Below are 17,993 nucleotides of genomic sequence, written 5' to 3' on the forward strand. Positions count from 1 at the left end.
GGCTTCGTGAAGTGCGCGGACGGCAGCGGCGCGACGGCCGCCAGCTGACCATGTTTTTTACGCAGCTCGTCGATAGGACCGAAGTCCAGCGCACGCAGCGGACAGGACTCCACGCAGATCGGCTTTTTGCCGTCTGCCACACGAGTGTGGCAGCCGTCGCACTTGGTCATATGCCCTTTGGCGGCGTTGTACTGCGGGGCACCGTACGGACAGGCCATGTGGCAGTAGCGACAGCCGATGCAGACATCTTCATCCACCACCACAAACCCGTCGTCACGCTTGTGCATCGCCCCGCTCGGGCAGACCTTGGTGCAGGCCGGGTCTTCGCAGTGGTTGCAGGCAATCGACAGGTAGTAGGCAAACACGTTCTGATGCCAGACACCGTTGTCTTCCTGCCAGTCACCGCCTGCGTATTCGTAAATACGGCGGAAGCTGACGTCCGGGGTTAAATCTTTGTAATCCTTGCAGGCGAGCTCGCAGGTTTTGCACCCGGTGCAGCGGCTGGAATCAATAAAAAATCCATACTGGGTTGTCATCGGTTACTCCTTACACCTTTTCAACCTGAACAAGGTTCGTGTGGGACGGGTTGCCCTTCGCCAGTGGCGACGGACGCTGCGTGGTCAGTACGTTAATACTGCCTGCCTGGTCGATGCGATTCGCATCCGGGCTATACCAGGCCCCTTCCCCCAGCGCGACAACGCCAGGCATCATGCGCGGAGTCACCTTGGCTTCAATGTGTACCTCACCGCGACCGTTAAAGATGCGCACGCGGTCGCCATTGCTGATCCCACGGGCTTTGGCATCCATCGGGTTAATCCACATCTCCTGACGGCAGGCAGCTTTCAGTACGTCGACGTTGCCATAGGTAGAGTGAACACGCGCTTTGTAGTGGAAGCCGGTCAACTGCAGCGGGAATTTCGCGGTCAGCGGATCGTTGTAGTTTTCAAAGCCCGGCGTGTAGATCGGCAGCGGATCGATAACATCCCCTTCCGGCAACTCCCAGGTAGAGGCAATTTTTGCCAGCTCTTCTGAATAAATTTCAATTTTGCCCGATGGCGTGGTCAGCGGATTGGCCTGCGGATCGTCACGGAAAGCTTTGTACGCCACGTGGTGGCCTTCCGGATCACGCTGTTTGTACATCCCCTGCTCACGGAAGGTATCGAAATCCGGGAGGTCAGGGATCGCTTTGCGGGAGAGTTCATGCAGATGGCGCATCCACCCTTCCTGCGTGCGCCCCTCGGTAAATTGCTGCTCAACGCCAAGACGTTTCGCCAGCTCAGAGGTCATCTCATAGATGGTTTTGCACTCAAAGCGAGGTTTAATGGCCTGATCGGTAAAGATGACGTAGGACATGTTGCCGCAGGAGGCATCCAGCGCGAAATCCATCTGCTCAGAGGCCGTGCAGTCCGGGAGAATAATATCGGCATATTTTGCTGAAGAAGTCATGTGGCAGTCGATCACCACAATCATCTCGCACTTCTTGTCATCCTGCAGGATTTCATGGGTGCGGTTAATTTCAGAGTGCTGGTTGATGAGACAGTTTCCGGCGTAGTTCCAGATCATCTTGATCGGGACATCCAGTTTGTCCTTACCCCGCACGCCGTCACGCAGCGCAGTCATTTCCGGGCCGCGTTCAATGGCATCAGTCCACATAAACATGGAGATACTGGTCTGAACCGGGTTTTCCAGCGTCGGCATACGTTCAAACGGCACTTCATAGGAGCCTTCACGCGCACCGGTGTTACCGCCATGAATGCCCACGTTACCCGTCAGAATGGCGAGCATCGAAATGGCACGGGTGGCAATTTCACCGTTCGCATGACGCTGTGGACCCCAGCCCTGACTAATATAGGCCGGTTTAGCCGAGCCAATCTCGCGTGCCAGTTGAACAATACGGTCTACCGGAATTCCCGTGATGGTGGACGCCCATTCCGGCGTTTTGGCAATACCGTCGCTGCCCTGACCGAGAATATAGGCCTTATAGTGGCCATTAGCCGGCGCGCTGGCTGGCAATGTTTTCTCGTCATAACCGACGCAGTATTTATCGAGGAACGGCTGATCGACCAGATTTTCAGTGATCATCACCCATGCCAGCGCGGAGACCAGCGCAGCATCGGTGCCTGGACGAATCGGGATCCACTCATCTTCACGCCCTGCACCGGTGTCGGTATAGCGCGGGTCGATAATAATCATGCGGGCATTCGATTTGGCGCGCGCCTGTTCGAGGTAGTACGTTACCCCGCCACCGCTCATGCGCGTTTCACCCGGGTTGTTGCCGAACAGCACCACCAGCTTACTGTTTTCGATATCAGACGGGCTGTTACCGTCTGCCCAGCCACCGTAGGTGTAGTTCAGACCGGCGGCAATCTGCGCCGAAGAGTAGTCGCCATAATGGTTCAGATAACCGCCGCAGCAGTTCATCAGACGGGCCACCAGCGTTTTCCCCGGTGGCCAGGAGCGGGTCAGCGTGCCGCCGAGCGTCCCGGTGCCATAGTTCAGATAGATGGATTCGTTGCCGTAGTCTTTGATCAGACGCTGCATGTTCGTCGCGATGATGTCGTAGGCTTCATCCCAGCTAATGCGCTCGAACTTCCCTTCTCCACGCTTGCCAACGCGTTTCATCGGGTACTTCAGGCGGTCCGGGTTATAAACGCGACGACGCATTGAACGGCCGCGCAGGCAGGCGCGGACCTGATGTAACCCCTCGTAGTTATCGTCCCCGGTATTATCGGTTTCGACATATTTAATCTCACCATCCACCACATGCATACGCAGTGGACAACGGCTACCGCAGTTTACGGTACAGGCACTCCACACCACTTTTTCCGGGGTGGTCGGGGACAGTGCATCCGCCGCCGACGCCAGACGAGAAAAAGGGAGCGTAAAGGCGCTGCTGGCAACGGCCAGACCACCAATTGCCGTGGTTTTCATCAACCCACGGCGAGTGACCTCGGCAGCCATTAACGCTTCAGGCGCTTTGATTTTCATAGAGACTCACTTTGGTTGCTCACAAAGAAAAGAGAGGCGGCATATGCCGCTATATAGTTTTATATATAACGAATAACTTCGTTATTGGTTTTTTATGCTGACTTTCATTCGGAGGAGTATTACTACTTTGGAGGGAGGGGTTATTGCGTCGTATCAATTCTAAGGTATAAAAAAAGCGCCCTGAGGCGCTTTTTTGTTTCACGTCAAATCATTAACCGATGTACTGCTGGCCTTTCATGTACGGACGCAGCACTTCAGGGATCTCAATACGACCGTCCGCCTGCTGATAGTTTTCCAGCACGGCAACCAGTGTACGACCGACAGCCAGACCAGAACCGTTCAGGGTATGCACCAGACGGGTTTTCTTGTCAGACTTGCTGCGGCAACGTGCCTGCATACGACGCGCCTGGAAATCCCAGACGTTAGAGCAGGAGGAGATTTCACGGTAGGTATTCTGCGCAGGAACCCAGACTTCCAGGTCGAAGGTTTTGCAGGCACCAAAGCCCATATCACCGGTGCACAACGCCATACGACGGTACGGCAGACCCAGCAGCTCCAGCACTTTCTCAGCGTGGCCGGTCATCTCTTCCAGCGCGTCCATCGACTCTTCCGGGCGGACAATCTGCACCATCTCTACTTTGTCGAACTGGTGCATACGGATCAGACCACGCGTGTCACGGCCGTAAGAACCCGCTTCAGAACGGAAGCACGGAGAGTGTGCTGTCAGTTTGATTGGCAGATCGTCTTCGTCGATGATCTCATCACGCACGAGGTTAGTCAGCGGCACTTCCGCAGTTGGGATCAGCGCGTAGTTGCTGCTGTCAGCTTCCTCATCCAGCGGACGGGTGTGGAACAGATCGCCGGCAAATTTTGGCAGCTGGCCAGTACCGTACAGCGTATCGTGGTTAACCAGATACGGGACGTAGGTTTCACTGTAGCCATGCTGCTCGGTGTGCAGATCCAGCATAAACTGCGCGAGAGCGCGATGCAGATGAGCAATCTGGCCTTTCATCACAACGAAGCGAGAACCGGTCAGCTTAACTGCGGCCGCAAAGTCCAGGCCGGCATGCATTTCGCCCAGGGTCACATGATCGCGAACCTCGAAGTCGAACTCGCGAGGCGTGCCCCAGCGTTTCACTTCAACGTTGTCGTTTTCATCTTTACCGACAGGTACGCTATCGTCAGGAATGTTCGGGATCGCCAGCGCGATATCACGGATCTCGGCCTGAAGCACGTCCAGCTCCGCTTTCGCCTGATCCAGCTCTTCACCCAGTTTGTTCACTTCCAGGCGTAATGGCTCAATGTCTTCCCCGCGCGCTTTCGCCTGGCCGATGGATTTCGATCGAGAATTACGCTCTGCCTGCAGATTTTCAGTTTGTACCTGCAGAACTTTACGACGCTCTTCAAGAGCGCGCAGCTTATCTACATCCAGCTTAAAGCCCCGGCGTGCCAGTTTTTCAGCGACTGCGTCTGGCTCATTACGCAGCAGATTGGGATCGAGCATGCTTATCCTGTGCTTATCGAATTAAAATAGGAAAATGTGACCACAGCCTGCGGCCACAGGGATACATTGCCAACATTACCGCAACGATCGCACTAACGGTAGCGTTTTATAGGGCTATTTTGATCCTGTCCGGCGAGCCAGGCGAGCTTTTCGCCAATCTTGCCTTCAAGACCTCTGTTTGTGGGGTGATAATAGCGGGTTTGTGCCATCTCCTGCGGGAAATATTCCTCCCCGGCGGCGTAGGCATTGGGTTCGTCGTGGGCGTAGCGGTACTCCTGCCCATACCCCATCTCTTTCATCAGTTTGGTCGGCGCATTGCGCAAATGAACCGGCACGTCATAATCCGGGCGTTCACGAGCGTCGGACATGGCCGCTTTAAAGGCGGTATAGACAGCGTTACTTTTCGGTGCGCAGGCCAGATAAACAATCGCCTGAGCGATAGCACGCTCGCCTTCAGCAGGCCCGACGCGGGTAAAGCAGTCCCAGGCCGAAATAGCCACCTGCATGGCGCGCGGATCGGCATTCCCGACATCTTCAGAGGCAATCGCCAGGCAGCGACGGGCCACATACAGCGGATCGCCACCGGCGGTGATAATGCGGGCATACCAGTAAAGCGCCGCATCGGGCGCGCTGCCGCGCACGGACTTATGCAGTGCCGAAATCAGATCGTAAAACCGATCGCCTTTATTGTCGAAACGCGCGCTGCGCTCCCCGGCGATCTCGGTGAGCAACGCCGGTTTCAGTACCCGCTTGCCGGACGCATCCACTTCGGCCATATCGGCCATCATTTCCAGCGTATTGAGTGCCCGGCGGGCGTCGCCGTTAACCAGTTCAGCGATCGCCCGGCGCGTGTCGTCAGGCAGAACGATATCCTGCCCGCCGTAGCCGCGCGCGTTATCGTTCATCGCCTGCGTGAGAACCTGTTCAATATCCTCCACGGTCAGGGATTTGAGCAGGTAAACACGTGCACGGGAAAGCAGCGCGGAATTGAGTTCAAACGACGGATTTTCGGTGGTGGCACCGATGAAGAAAATGGTGCCGTCTTCAATGTGCGGCAGGAAAGCATCCTGCTGGCTTTTATTGAAACGGTGAACTTCGTCAACAAAGAGAATGGTACGTCGCCCGGCATTGCGGTTCTGCCGCGCACGTTCAATCGCCTCGCGGATCTCCTTCACGCCGGACGTGACCGCCGAGATGCGCTCGACATCCGCGTTAGCATAGCGGGCGATAACTTCCGCGAGCGTAGTTTTACCTGTACCGGGTGGGCCCCAGAGGATCATGGAGTGCAGATGCCCGGCCTCAATGGCACGCGGCAAGGGTTTCCCCGCAGCCAGCAGGTGTTGCTGGCCGATGTACTGCGCTAAATTTTCTGGCCGCATACGCGCGGCCAGAGGTTGAAACGCATTCTCAGAAAAATCGAGCGACAGATTGCTCACTCATGCCTCTTACTTGTTGCGCTGATCGTCCACCGTTACGCCCTGCGGCGGGGTAAAGGTGAATTTAGACGCGTCAACCGCGCCGTTTTGCTGGGTCTTGAGCTGGTAGCTGCTACGCTGGTCGTCCTGCTCAACTGCACCAAACTGATTGATGGTTCCGTTGGTGCTCACGTTGATGGTGAACTGTTTCAGGTTGCCATTGCTGCCTTTCGGCGTCAGAACAAACTCATCACCATTCTGTTTGATGTTGTACTGCTGCCAGTCGCTGGACTGGTTACGCGCAATCAGCATGAAAGGCGTATTGCTGGTCGCGTCTTTCAGCCAGGTCGCGGTAGCCTGCTCGACAAACGGGTTGTAGAACCACAGGGTCTTACCGTCAGAAACCAGGATGCTCTCATCCGGCTGAGTCATATGCCAGTTAAACAGATTCGGGCGTTTTACCCACAAATCCCCCTGACCTTCCTGCACCGCATTGCCACTGCCGTCAGTCACTTTTTGCGTAAAGCTGGCGTGGAAACTGCTCACTTTATCCAGTCGGCTTTTAAGGTCGCTGGCTGCATCAGCCCAGACGCTGCTGGCGACAAAACTGGTGAGTAATGCACAGGCGATTGCGATTTTTTTCATTGTTATTCCTTAAAATACGTCATCCCGATATGGGGCTCTGCCCTCTATTGTGTACCTGCCCGAAGGCAGGCGACAGAAGAAAATGCTTAATTTTGGCTGATTTACCCTTCTTTGCAATCACTGAAGGTTAATCAAACGGCGGCGGTGCCAGCACCTCACGGTTACCGTTGTGCCCCTGCTCGCTCACAATGCCCTGCGCTTCCATCTGCTCGATGATGCGCGCTGCGCGGTTGTAGCCGATGCGGAACTGACGCTGCACACCCGAGATAGAAGCTTTACGTTTTTCGGTGACGAAGTTAACCGCCTGGTCGAATAACGGATCCAGCTCCTCGCCGCCGTCCAGGCCACCACCGCCGCCTTCGCTTTCACTGTCGGAGGTAATGCCATCAACATATTGCGGACGACCGCGCGCTTTCCAGTCCTGCACCACGGCGTGAACTTCCTGGTCGCGAACAAATGCGCCGTGAACACGCACCGGAGAAGTAGAGTTCGGGCCAGAGTAAAGCATGTCCCCCATACCCAGCAGCGACTCCGCGCCACCCTGGTCGAGAATAGTACGCGAGTCAATTTTGCTCGATACGGTAAACGCGATACGGGTTGGAATGTTCGCTTTGATCAGACCCGTAATGACGTCCACAGACGGACGCTGCGTCGCCAGAACCAGGTGGATGCCGGCCGCACGCGCTTTTTGCGCCAGACGTGCAATCAGCTCTTCCACTTTTTTACCGACGGTCATCATCAGGTCAGCGAATTCATCCACCAGCACGACGATGTAAGGCAGTTTTTCCAGCACCGGATGTTGAGCATCCATGCTGTCGCCCGGTTTCCAGTAAGGGTCCGGAATCGGACGCCCCATCCGTGCCGCTTCGGCGATTTTCTCGTTATAACCGGCAAGGTTACGCACGCCCAGCGCAGACATCAGCTTGTAGCGACGCTCCATCTCATTAACGCTCCAGCGCAGGGCATTGGCCGCGTCTTTCATGTCGGTAACCACTTCTGTCAGCAGATGCGGGATACCTTCATAGACCGACAGTTCCAGCATTTTCGGGTCGATCATGATGAAACGGACATCTTCCGGCTGCGCTTTATAGAGCATGCTGAGGATCATGGCGTTCACACCGACGGATTTACCGGAGCCGGTGGTACCTGCCACCAGCAGGTGAGGCATTTTTGCCAGATCGGCCACCACCGGCTCGCCCGCAATATCTTTACCCAGAACCACGCTCAGCGGTGACGGGTTATCGCGGAACTTCGCGTTATCCAGGACTTCGCGCAGGTAAACGGTCTGACGTTTCTTATTCGGCAGTTCAAGACCGACGTAAGGTTTACCCGGAATAACCTCTACAACACGCACCGCCACGGTCGACAGAGAACGCGCCAGGTCACGGGAAAGGTTAGAAATACGCGCGGCTTTTACGCCTGGTGCCAGATTAAGTTCGAAGCGAGTGATCACCGGCCCTGGGGAGTAGTTGACCACATCAGCCTTGATACGGAAGTCCGCCAGACGCGCTTCCACCAGACGTGCCATCTGCTCAAGAGCAAAGGTATCGACCGGCTCGACTTCAGCCGGCGGTGGGGTTAACAGATCCAGCGACGGCAGAGGCGTGCTTGGACGCTGCAACGGACGGCTGTCGCCGTTACGCATCAGCAGCGGGTGAATGAGACTCTCCTGCGGCTGTGCCTGAGGCTGCTGGAACTGCGGCGGCTGTGGTGGCTGCTGCGGTTGCGCGTAAGCCTGCGGCGCCGGTTGTTGCGGCTGTGCATGCGCCTGCGGTGCCGGTTGTTGCGGCTGTGCATACGCTTGCGGCGCTGGCGCAGTCTGCGGACGCGTCGGTTCAGCGTCCGGCATCACGCTCGGCGTGAACAGCGGCTCGCTCGGGCCATCATCAACCAGATCTTTCATTGGCGAGAATTCAAAATCCGACAGCGAGAACGGATTCGCTCCGGCGGGCTGCTCACCGGCATAACGCTGCTGCTGCGTGGCCGCGAACTGGCGCGCTAATTCCGCCTCAGCCGCGTCATCTTCGTCTTGCGGATGATGCACTTCATGCTGGTATTCTTCGCCATAGCGCTGATGCTGCTGCGCGGCGAACTGGCGCGCCAGTTCATCCTGATGCATTTCATCAACGTCATCTTCATACTCATTCTCGCGCGCTTTTTCCTCAGCCATACGCTGAGAAGGGAGCTTGATACCGTAGGAGGCCAGCTCACGCCGCGTTGGCACGCGGACACGGTTTGGGCGAGGTAACTGTGGGCCAATGCCCTCTTTCACCTGTGGACGTGGCGCACCGCCTGTGGCGAGGCTAAAGACCGGGGCTGCCGCTGTAGCCTGCTTCACGCTTTCAGCAACAGGTGCAACGGCAGGCGTTGGATCAACCGGAGGAACCGAAACAGAAGGTGCTTTGGTTACAGGCTCCTGCACCGGTTCAAGCACAGGCTGATACCAGGCCGCCAGCTGTTCACGCTCGCGGGCACGCCGCTCTTCGACCTCTTCAAAATAGTACAATGGCGGACGAGACGGTTTCGCCTCTTCCACCACGTCAGGCTCAGGCTGAGGCGCTACGTATGGCTGTTCAGGTTCAACCGGCTCCGGCACGTACTCCTGATGAGGCTGTGCGGCAGGCTGCGCGTACTGCGGATATCCCTGAGGCTCATATGCCGGCTCCGGCTGATAAGGCTGCTGCCAGGCTTCCTGCTGGACAGGAATATAGCTCTCTGGCTCTGGCGCAATAACCGGCTCAGGCGTATGAACGCCAGGGGCGGTTTGCCACTCCACCTGAGGTTGCTGAATGGCGGATTCGGGTGGTGGAACCGGTGCTGAAGGCATCACCGCATCGGCTGGAGCGGCATACGCCTGTGAAGCCGTAGTGGCGGCGGCCGCTGCAGCGACCGGCTCGGTCACGGAGTGGCCATTTAACAGCGGGTCGTATTCATCAAACGCTCCCGGCGTGGCACGGTTGCCGGAGAAGAGCACATCGTTTGGATCGACAGCCGCACCGGCTGCACGATATTCAACCTGATCGTCTTCATCCATGCGTTTGCCGGAGAAGAGCGCCGCATCGGTTTTACGGCCTAGCGGGTTGGCAAATTTCTCAGCAACACGCTGACGACGCGCCAGCGCGCCGCGCATAATGCGGGCACGACGAGATTCGCGACGCTGAACGGGAGCATCGTCTTCCTCTTCGTACTCATCTTCATATTCATCTTCGTCAACCCACGTATCGTCGCGACGGGTACGGTTGCTGGCGAAGGTCAGGAGGGTGAGGATAAAGCTGCCGATCTTCTCAGCGATGCTCACCCACGACCAGCCGGTGAACAGCGTCAGTCCTGCCGCCCAGATGCAGAGCAACGCAAGCGTGCCACCGCTGCTGTGAAGCATGGGCTGTAGCGCAGAACTCAACAGGCTGCCGATCACCCCGCCAGAGGCGAAATACCAGATATCATCGGCGTTGATAGCCGCCAGCCCACACGAGGTGAGGATCAGCGCCAGTGCGCCAATCAGGCGCAGCGACACCGCGAAATAGTCGATATAGTCATCGTTTTGACGATGGCGCCAGGCAAACCAGCATCCGCCAATGATAATGACGGGAAGGGTGTAGGCCATCACCCCGAAAATGAAGAAGAGCGTATCTGCAAGCCAGGCGCCGGGAACACCGCCTAAGTTATGGATAGGCTCATGCCAGGCGGTTTGTGACCAGCTGGGATCTGAGGGGTTGAAACTGAGTAGGGCTGCCATCAGCCAGACGGCAAAAAGGGCAATAACAATCAGCAAAGCCTCGAGGAGACGACGTCCGCTGCTTAGCTTCGATAATGTGACTTCTTTGTCTTCAGTGTATTCCTGGCTCAAGAAAGGCTCTCCAGGTATCAGGCATATCCTGCCTGTTTGCTAAAACGGACAACAGCGCCGGGTATCCCCGGCACTGTTGCTGTATGGATTAACAGGAGTGTAATCAAACTACACTGATTTTGCACCTGTTCCGTGTTAGCGCGTCTTAATAACCAGACGATTGCTCTGTTTGACTTCTTCCATCACCACATAGGTACGGGTGTCATTCACGCCCGGCAGACGCAGCAGGGTTTCACCCAGCAGCTTACGGTAGGCGGACATATCAGGCACACGGGTTTTCAACAGGTAGTCGAAATCACCGGATACCAGATGACACTCTTGAATTTCTTCAAGTTTTTGTACAGCGGCGTTAAATTGCTCAAACACATCCGGCGCACCACGATTCAGAGTAATCTCAACAAATACCAGAAGTGAGGCATCCAGATAATGCGGGTTCAACAGAGCCGTATAGCCCTGAATGAAACCCTGTCTTTCCAGTCGGCGCACACGCTCAAGGCACGGCGTCGGGGAAAGTCCCACACGTTTTGAAAGCTCGACGTTGGAAATACGCCCATCCTTTTGCAATTCATTAAGAATGTTACGATCGATACGGTCGAGATCTTTGCCAGGGCGCTTCTTGCTATCTACCATTATTATTGTCTCTCTGTATTCCTTCCCTACTCCTGCCTGGACCCTGTGCACATCACTGTTCAGAGCCTGTACCCGTTAGTCATCACATCGCCTGGTTATGTATTAGACGCGATGCGGATTCGGGTTCTGTTGGTAAGAAGACCGTTGCCCGAAAGCAGTCACCGATATCACGTATGGCGTCTGTCCACGCCATGCGTAGATTTCACTGACCCGGTAAAAATGGCATTTACGTGCATGCCTATGCGGCATGCGGTTAACGCGGTTTTTTTTCTTCCTTCAATGTTTTCGCAAAAGCGCAGGGGATTGTCAAAGCAAAACATCGATTTTTAGTACAACATGCCGGATATTCATTACGGCAGGGTATTAATCCTCATTTTATTGCCGTACAAACGAGCGAATTTCGGCGCAAAGCGTGATGTTATAGCGCTTAATTCATCGTCGCTGGCTATTGCACATATCGATATCAAAATTGCTGCGCTCTTTTTTTACGACAACAAATTCCCTACAATCCAGCCAAATGTCTGCCAACAACAATGGGGATCTCATGGGCACGGCCAAACACAGTAAGCTGCTAATTCTTGGTTCTGGACCTGCGGGATATACCGCGGCGGTCTATGCTGCACGCGCTAACCTGCAACCGGTTCTGATTACCGGCATGGAAAAAGGCGGTCAGCTGACCACCACCACGGAAGTGGAAAACTGGCCAGGCGACCCGAACGACCTGACCGGGCCGCTGCTGATGGAGCGTATGCACGAGCATGCGACGAAATTCGAAACCGAAATTCTGTTCGATCATATCAATAAGGTTGACCTGCAGAACCGTCCGTTCCGTCTGACGGGCGACAGCGGCGAGTACACCTGTGATGCGCTGATCATCGCGACCGGCGCTTCTGCCCGTTACCTCGGTCTGCCGTCTGAAGAAGCATTCAAAGGCCGTGGCGTTTCCGCCTGCGCAACCTGCGATGGTTTCTTCTATCGCAACCAGAAAGTGGCGGTTATCGGTGGCGGCAACACTGCCGTGGAAGAAGCCCTTTATCTGGCGAACATCGCCTCTGAAGTGCACCTGATCCACCGTCGTGACACCTTCCGCGCAGAGAAGATCCTGATCAAACGTCTGATGGATAAAGTGGCGAGTGGCAATATCGTGCTGCACACCAACCGTACCCTGGAAGAAGTCACGGGCGATCAGATGGGCGTTGCCGGTCTGCGTATTCGTGATACCCAGAACACCGATAACGTCGAAACGCTGGAAGTGGCGGGTCTGTTTGTGGCGATCGGTCACAGCCCGAACACCGCGATTTTCGAGGGGCAACTGGAGCTGGAAAACGGCTACATCAAAGTGCAGTCCGGTATTCACGGCAACGCGACCCAGACCAGCATTCCTGGCGTATTCGCTGCTGGCGATGTGATGGACCATATATACCGTCAGGCGATCACCTCTGCTGGCACCGGCTGTATGGCCGCGCTGGACGCTGAACGCTACCTCGACGGGCTGGCGGAACAAGGTAAATAATCTTTACAAGTCAGTAACAAACGTAAATAAAGGCGGCGATAAGTCGCCTTTATTGTCTCTCCGTTGTAACATTGCGCTGCCCAACTTCTAATAACGTCACCTGCTAAGTACGCAATGGAAAAAACCCGTCAACAAGAGTTAACACGCTGGCTGAAACAGCAAAGCGTTCTTTCCCGCCGCTGGCTAACAATCTCCCGTTTTCTGGGGTTTGTCAGTGGTCTGTTGATTGTTGCCCAGGCATGGCTGCTGGCCCGCATTCTTAATCACATGATCATGGAGAACATTCCGCGCGAAGCGCTCCTGTTGCCCTTTATCGTCCTGATCCTGATTTTTGTTCTTCGTGCCTGGGTGGTCTGGCTGCGTGAGCGCGTGGGTTTTCACGCCGGACAGCATATCCGCTATGAGATCCGCCGTCAGGTGCTTGACCGCCTTCAGGAGGCCGGTCCGGCGTGGATCCAGGGTAAACCCGCGGGAAGCTGGGCGACGCTGATCCTTGAGCAGATTGACGATATGCATGACTACTATGCGCGCTATCTGCCACAGATGGCGCTAGCCGTCTTCGTTCCGTTGCTGATTGTCATCGCCATTTTCCCGGTCAACTGGATGGCAGCGCTGATCCTGCTGGGCACAGCCCCGCTGATCCCGCTGTTTATGGCGCTAGTGGGCATGGGCGCCGCGGACGCTAACCGACGTAACTTTCTGGCTCTGGGTCGCTTAAGCGGCCATTTCCTTGACCGTCTGCGCGGCATGGAAACGTTGCGCATTTTTGGCCGCGGTGAAGCGGAAACTGAAAATATCCGCCTCGCATCGCAGGATTTCCGTCAGCGCACCATGGAAGTGTTACGTCTGGCGTTCCTCTCCTCCGGCGTACTCGAATTCTTTACCTCGCTGTCGATTGCGCTCGTGGCGGTCTACTTTGGCTTCTCATATCTCGGCGCGCTGGATTTTGGCCACTACGGCACGGCGGTGACCCTTTCAGCCGGTTTCCTTGCGCTGATACTGGCCCCCGAATTTTTCCAGCCGCTTCGCGATCTGGGCACCTTCTATCATGCAAAAGCGCAGGCCGTGGGCGCGGCTGACAGCCTGAAGACGTTTATGGAAACGCCACTGGCGCATCCGGAACGCGGTGACGTGACGCTGAACACCAAAGAGCCGGTTACCCTTGAAGCGCGTGATTTCTCCATTCTGTCGCCTGAAGGCAACGTGCTGGCAGGCCCGCTTAACTTTACCCTTCCGGCCGGAAAACGTGTGGTGCTTGTAGGCATCAGTGGTTCAGGGAAAAGCTCTCTGCTCAATGTGCTATCGGGTTTTATGGCCTACACCGGATCGCTGCGGATCAACCAAACTGAACTGCGCGATCTCGATCCGCTTGCCTGGCGTAAACAGCTTAGCTGGGTGGGACAAAACCCTCAGCTTCCTGCCGCCACGCTGCGAGACAATGTGCTGCTGGCTCGCCCGGATGCGCGTGACGATGAACTGCAATCCGTGCTCGACCGCGCCTGGGTCAGCGAGTTTCTGCCGCAGCTTCCGCAGGGTGTCGATACCGTTGTCGGTGACCAGTCTGCCGGCCTGTCAGTCGGTCAGGCCCAGCGTGTGGCGGTTGCCCGCGCGCTGCTTAACCCATGCCAGCTCATGCTGCTCGACGAGCCAGCCGCGAGCCTTGACGCACACAGTGAGCAACGCGTCATGGATGCCCTGAATGCGGCCTCGCGGCAGCAAACCACCCTGATGGTCACCCATCAGCTGGAAGGTATTGCTGACTGGGATCAGATTTGGGTCATGGAAAATGGTCATATTGTTGAGCAAGGCGAGTACGCCTCTCTCGTTGCCGCGCAGGGCCCGTTTGCCACCCTGCTGGCAAACCGTCAGGAGGATATCTGATGCGTGCTCTGCTTCCCTATCTTGCGCTCTATAAACGCCATAAATGGATGCTGCTGCTGGGCATTGTGCTGGCGATTGTTACCCTGCTTGCCAGCATCGGTCTGCTTACGCTCTCCGGCTGGTTCTTATCCGCTTCGGCCGTCGCGGGGTTCGCGGGTTTATACAGCTTTAACTATATGCTTCCGGCGGCAGGCGTTCGCGGCACCGCAATCACGCGTACTGCTGGACGTTATTTTGAGCGTCTGGTCAGCCACGATGCCACTTTCCGCGTGCTACAGCACCTGCGCATTTACACCTTCAGCAAACTGCTACCCCTCTCCCCTGCCGGGCTGGTACGTTTTCGTCAGGGTGAGTTACTCAACCGTGTCGTAGCCGATGTCGACACGCTGGATCACCTTTACCTGCGCGTCATCTCACCCATCGTGGGGGCGTTTGTGGTGATTGTGGTGGTCACGCTGGGGTTGTCGGTTCTGGACGTTCCCGTTGCGCTCACGCTGGGTGGCATCATGCTGCTGACGCTGATTATCCTGCCACCGCTGTTTTATCGTGCAGGTAAATCTACTGGCGAGAACCTGACGCGACTGCGCGGCGACTACCGACAACAGCTGACATCCTGGCTGCAGGGACAGGCGGAACTGACCATTTTTGGTGCCAGCACGCGTTATCGCAGTCAAATGGAAAGCACTGAGCTGAACTGGCATGAAGCTCAGCGCCGCCAGTCGGAGCTGACGGCATTCTCCCAGGCGCTGATGATGTTGATCGGCGGCGTGGCGGTCATCGCCATGCTGTGGATGGCTTCAGGTGGTGTAGGTGGAAATACCCAGCCCGGCCCTCTGATTGCTCTCTTCGTTTTCTGCGCACTGGCCGCGTTTGAAGCGCTGGCCCCGGTGACGGGCGCCTTCCAGCATCTCGGGCAGGTCATCGCTTCTGCCCTGCGCATCACTCAGATTGCCGAGCAGGAGCCGGAGGTTACGTTCAGCGGCGCTCAGACCGCCGTGCCGACGCAGGTTGCGCTGACCCTGGATAACGTCACCTTTGCCTATGAAAAACAGGCGCAGAACGCGCTGGAAGGGATCACGCTGTCTGTTAAAGCAGGCCAGCGGATTGCGCTCCTCGGTCGTACCGGTTGCGGTAAATCCACCCTTCTTCAGCTACTGACCCGCGCCTGGGATCCGCAGCACGGTCAGATTCGGTTTAACGATACGCCGCTGACCGACTTCCGCGAACAGACGCTGCGCAAGACCGTGAGCGTGGTTCCGCAGCGCGTGCACCTCTTCAGCGCGACGCTGCGTGATAACCTGCTGCTCGCGGCACCTCAGGCCTCCGACGATGATCTGCGCGCCATGCTGGAGCAGGTTGGGCTGCAAAAACTGCTTGAGAACGACGGGCTGAACGGCTGGCTCGGGGAAGGCGGTCGTCAGCTCTCCGGCGGCGAGTTGCGCCGTCTGGCGATTGCACGCGCGTTGCTGCACGATGCGCCGCTGATGCTGCTTGATGAACCCACCGAAGGGCTGGACGCAACAACCGAGAGCCAAATCCTTGATTTACTGGCCCATGTTATGATCGGAAAAACCGTGCTGATGGTCACCCACCGCCTGCGCGGGCTGGCGAGTTTTGATCAGATAATTGTGATGGACAACGGACATATTATTGAGCAAGGTAGTCACACAGAACTGTTGGCGAAACAGGGTCGCTACTACCAGTTTAAACAGCGTCTGTAGACTATATTTGTACCGATCCTAACTCGCGTATTGGAGTTCTGCTGTCATGCGCCTGGTCCAGCTTTCTCGTCATAACATCGCGTTCCCTTCGCCGGAGGGAGCGCTGCGTGAACCTAACGGGCTGCTGGCCCTTGGCGGCGACCTTAGTCCTGCGCGGCTTTTGATGGCTTACCAGCGCGGCATTTTCCCGTGGTTTTCACCCGGCGACCCGATTTTATGGTGGTCGCCCGATCCCCGTGCCGTGCTGTGGCCGGCGCAGTTTCACCTGAGCCGCAGCATGAAGCGTTTCCATGCGAAATCACCCTACCGCGTCACCCTGAATCATGCCTTCGGTCAGGTCATTGAAGGCTGTGCCGAAGACCGTCATGAAGGAACCTGGATCACCCGCGATATCATTACCGCCTATCACCAGCTGCATGAGCTGGGTTTCGCGCACTCCATTGAAGTCTGGCAAGACGGTGAACTCGTCGGCGGGATGTATGGCGTTGCGCAGGGGACGCTGTTTTGCGGCGAATCGATGTTCTCCCGTGCCGTGAATGCCTCGAAAACCGCGCTGCTGATCTTCTGCCAGGAGTTTGCCCAGCGCGGTGGAAAACTGATGGATTGCCAGGTCCTCAATGAGCATACGGCCTCCCTCGGTGCGGTTGAAATCCCCCGCCGTTACTACATAGAACATCTGGACGTTTGCCGTCAGGAGAAGCTGCCGCGAGACTTCTGGGTACCAAGAACGCTCTTTATGCCCAATGCCTAAATGTTTTCCGCATATTTTTTGTGAGGGTGTTATAATTATGCCGCAGAGTAGGTTCTGCCTGTTGCCTCGCCGCCGTTTGGGTCCTCCGCTTCAGATAACGTCCTGACGTTTATCCTGTTGTATCCCCTTTACGAATGCGCTTTCCGTTCGGTTGTACCGTGACGCTTGGGCAATGCGCCGAAACTATTTTGCTGCGTTTTAAACGCGCAATTCTTTACTTAATTGATGAATTTCGGCATTATCTTGCCGGTTCAAAACTTGGTAGTGATACCCCAGAGGATTAGATGGCCAAAGAAGACAATATTGAAATGCAGGGTACCGTACTTGATACGTTGCCTAACACCATGTTTCGCGTAGAGCTGGAAAACGGTCACGTGGTAACTGCGCACATCTCCGGTAAAATGCGCAAAAACTATATCCGCATTTTAACGGGCGACAAAGTGACTGTTGAACTGACCCCGTACGACCTGAGCAAAGGCCGCATTGTCTTCCGTAGTCGCTAATTGTTTTCGCCTGTAATGGCAGATGAATATATAAAGGTCGGGTTAACCCCGGCCTTTTTTATTTAACGGCTTAATGCCGGGCAGGAAGATGTATTGTCATGCGGGGCTGCGCCGGCGTGATTAAATCCCCGGCCATGGAATGCGCCACCTCATGCAGCAATCCCGTCAGGTGCGGCAGCATATCCCGATCAAAATGGGACACCAGCAGCACGTGGTTTACTGCCCGGCAGTAGTCGCACTTTGTTTCGGTATCTTCCAGAAGCCACGCTTTTTGTCGCGGTGGTTCAGCGTCCTCCTCAAATTCCACTATCTGAAAATCACGCATTGATTCTGTGAGTCCGCTTTTGACTTCTTCCAGATACGCGCCTAAACAGCGGCACACGGGCTGCGTTTGCGGGTGGGCGTTGCAGTCCAGCAGAATTTCGGTGAGCAGCATGCAGCGCTCGGCCAGGGTCGGGAGATCGGGGTTGAGGGAGAGTTCGCTGTAGAGCTGGGAAAGAGACTGGTTTTCCATGATCATAATTTCCATATTAAAAGCTAACAATTACCACCAGAAACGCCAACTTCGGGTGGCAGACTGAACCGGTTTGGCGTA

The 17,993-nt window shown here is 56.1% G+C and carries 13 protein-coding genes; 5 read left to right on the forward strand and 8 right to left on the reverse strand.

Going from position 1 to position 17,993, the window contains the following annotated elements:
* The 7 genes from F8561_RS12855 to lrp form a co-directional block, all read right to left on the reverse strand.
* Positions 1-536: DMSO/selenate family reductase complex B subunit (locus tag F8561_RS12855; RefSeq protein WP_151887524.1), on the reverse strand; the 536-nt coding region annotated here is incomplete at its 3' end.
* A 10-nt stretch (positions 537-546) separates the two neighbouring features.
* Positions 547-2,988, reverse strand: coding sequence for a dimethylsulfoxide reductase subunit A (gene dmsA, locus F8561_RS12860; RefSeq protein WP_063925198.1), 2,442 nt, complete (start codon positions 2,986-2,988; stop codon positions 547-549).
* Between the two features lie 211 nt (positions 2,989-3,199).
* Positions 3,200-4,492 (reverse strand): serine--tRNA ligase, encoded by a 1,293-nt coding sequence (gene serS / locus F8561_RS12865; RefSeq protein ID WP_008499983.1) that lies wholly within the window; start codon positions 4,490-4,492, stop codon positions 3,200-3,202.
* 92 nt (positions 4,493-4,584) lie between these two features.
* Positions 4,585-5,928 (reverse strand): replication-associated recombination protein RarA, encoded by a 1,344-nt coding sequence (gene rarA / locus F8561_RS12870; RefSeq protein ID WP_014169370.1) that lies wholly within the window; start codon positions 5,926-5,928, stop codon positions 4,585-4,587.
* A gap of 9 nt (positions 5,929-5,937) precedes the next feature.
* Complete coding sequence (gene lolA, locus F8561_RS12875) at positions 5,938-6,552, reverse strand: outer membrane lipoprotein chaperone LolA (protein WP_014169368.1); 615 nt, start codon at positions 6,550-6,552, stop codon at positions 5,938-5,940.
* Between the two features lie 127 nt (positions 6,553-6,679).
* Entirely contained in the window at positions 6,680-10,399 is a 3,720-nt protein-coding gene (ftsK, locus tag F8561_RS12880; protein ID WP_151887550.1) for a DNA translocase FtsK, read from the reverse strand.
* 135 nt (positions 10,400-10,534) lie between these two features.
* Complete coding sequence (lrp, locus tag F8561_RS12885; RefSeq protein ID WP_000228469.1) at positions 10,535-11,029, reverse strand: leucine-responsive transcriptional regulator Lrp; 495 nt, start codon at positions 11,027-11,029, stop codon at positions 10,535-10,537.
* 544 nt (positions 11,030-11,573) lie between these two features.
* On the opposite strand from lrp, the gene trxB reads away from it, so the two are divergent.
* The 5 genes from trxB to infA all read left to right on the forward strand — a co-directional run bounded on the left by trxB (position 11,574) and on the right by infA (position 17,398).
* Positions 11,574-12,542, forward strand: a complete 969-nt coding sequence (trxB, locus tag F8561_RS12895; protein WP_025204565.1) for a thioredoxin-disulfide reductase — start codon at positions 11,574-11,576, stop codon at positions 12,540-12,542.
* Positions 12,543-12,656: 114 nt separating this feature from the next.
* Positions 12,657-14,423 (forward strand): heme ABC transporter permease/ATP-binding protein CydD, encoded by a 1,767-nt coding sequence (gene cydD / locus F8561_RS12900; RefSeq protein ID WP_151887551.1) that lies wholly within the window; start codon positions 12,657-12,659, stop codon positions 14,421-14,423.
* Positions 14,423-16,144 (forward strand): heme ABC transporter ATP-binding protein/permease CydC, encoded by a 1,722-nt coding sequence (gene cydC / locus F8561_RS12905; RefSeq protein ID WP_151887552.1) that lies wholly within the window; start codon positions 14,423-14,425, stop codon positions 16,142-16,144. Before cydD ends, cydC begins: the two co-directional genes overlap by 1 nt.
* A 46-nt stretch (positions 16,145-16,190) precedes the next feature.
* Complete coding sequence (aat, locus tag F8561_RS12910; protein ID WP_025204567.1) at positions 16,191-16,895, forward strand: leucyl/phenylalanyl-tRNA--protein transferase; 705 nt, start codon at positions 16,191-16,193, stop codon at positions 16,893-16,895.
* A gap of 284 nt (positions 16,896-17,179) precedes the next feature.
* On the forward strand, positions 17,180-17,398 hold the full coding sequence (gene infA, locus F8561_RS12915; RefSeq protein ID WP_002211347.1) for a translation initiation factor IF-1: 219 nt from the start codon (positions 17,180-17,182) through the stop codon (positions 17,396-17,398).
* Positions 17,399-17,468: 70 nt separating this feature from the next.
* Here infA and F8561_RS12920 read toward each other — a convergent pair whose 3' ends face one another.
* Positions 17,469-17,918: a hypothetical protein gene (locus tag F8561_RS12920; RefSeq protein ID WP_078775025.1), complete on the reverse strand. Its 450-nt coding sequence runs from the start codon at positions 17,916-17,918 to the stop codon at positions 17,469-17,471.
* Positions 17,919-17,993 lie beyond the last annotated feature (75 nt).

This window comes from Enterobacter sp. 198 (assembly GCF_009025585.1).
Lineage (GTDB): Bacteria > Pseudomonadota > Gammaproteobacteria > Enterobacterales > Enterobacteriaceae > Enterobacter > Enterobacter ludwigii.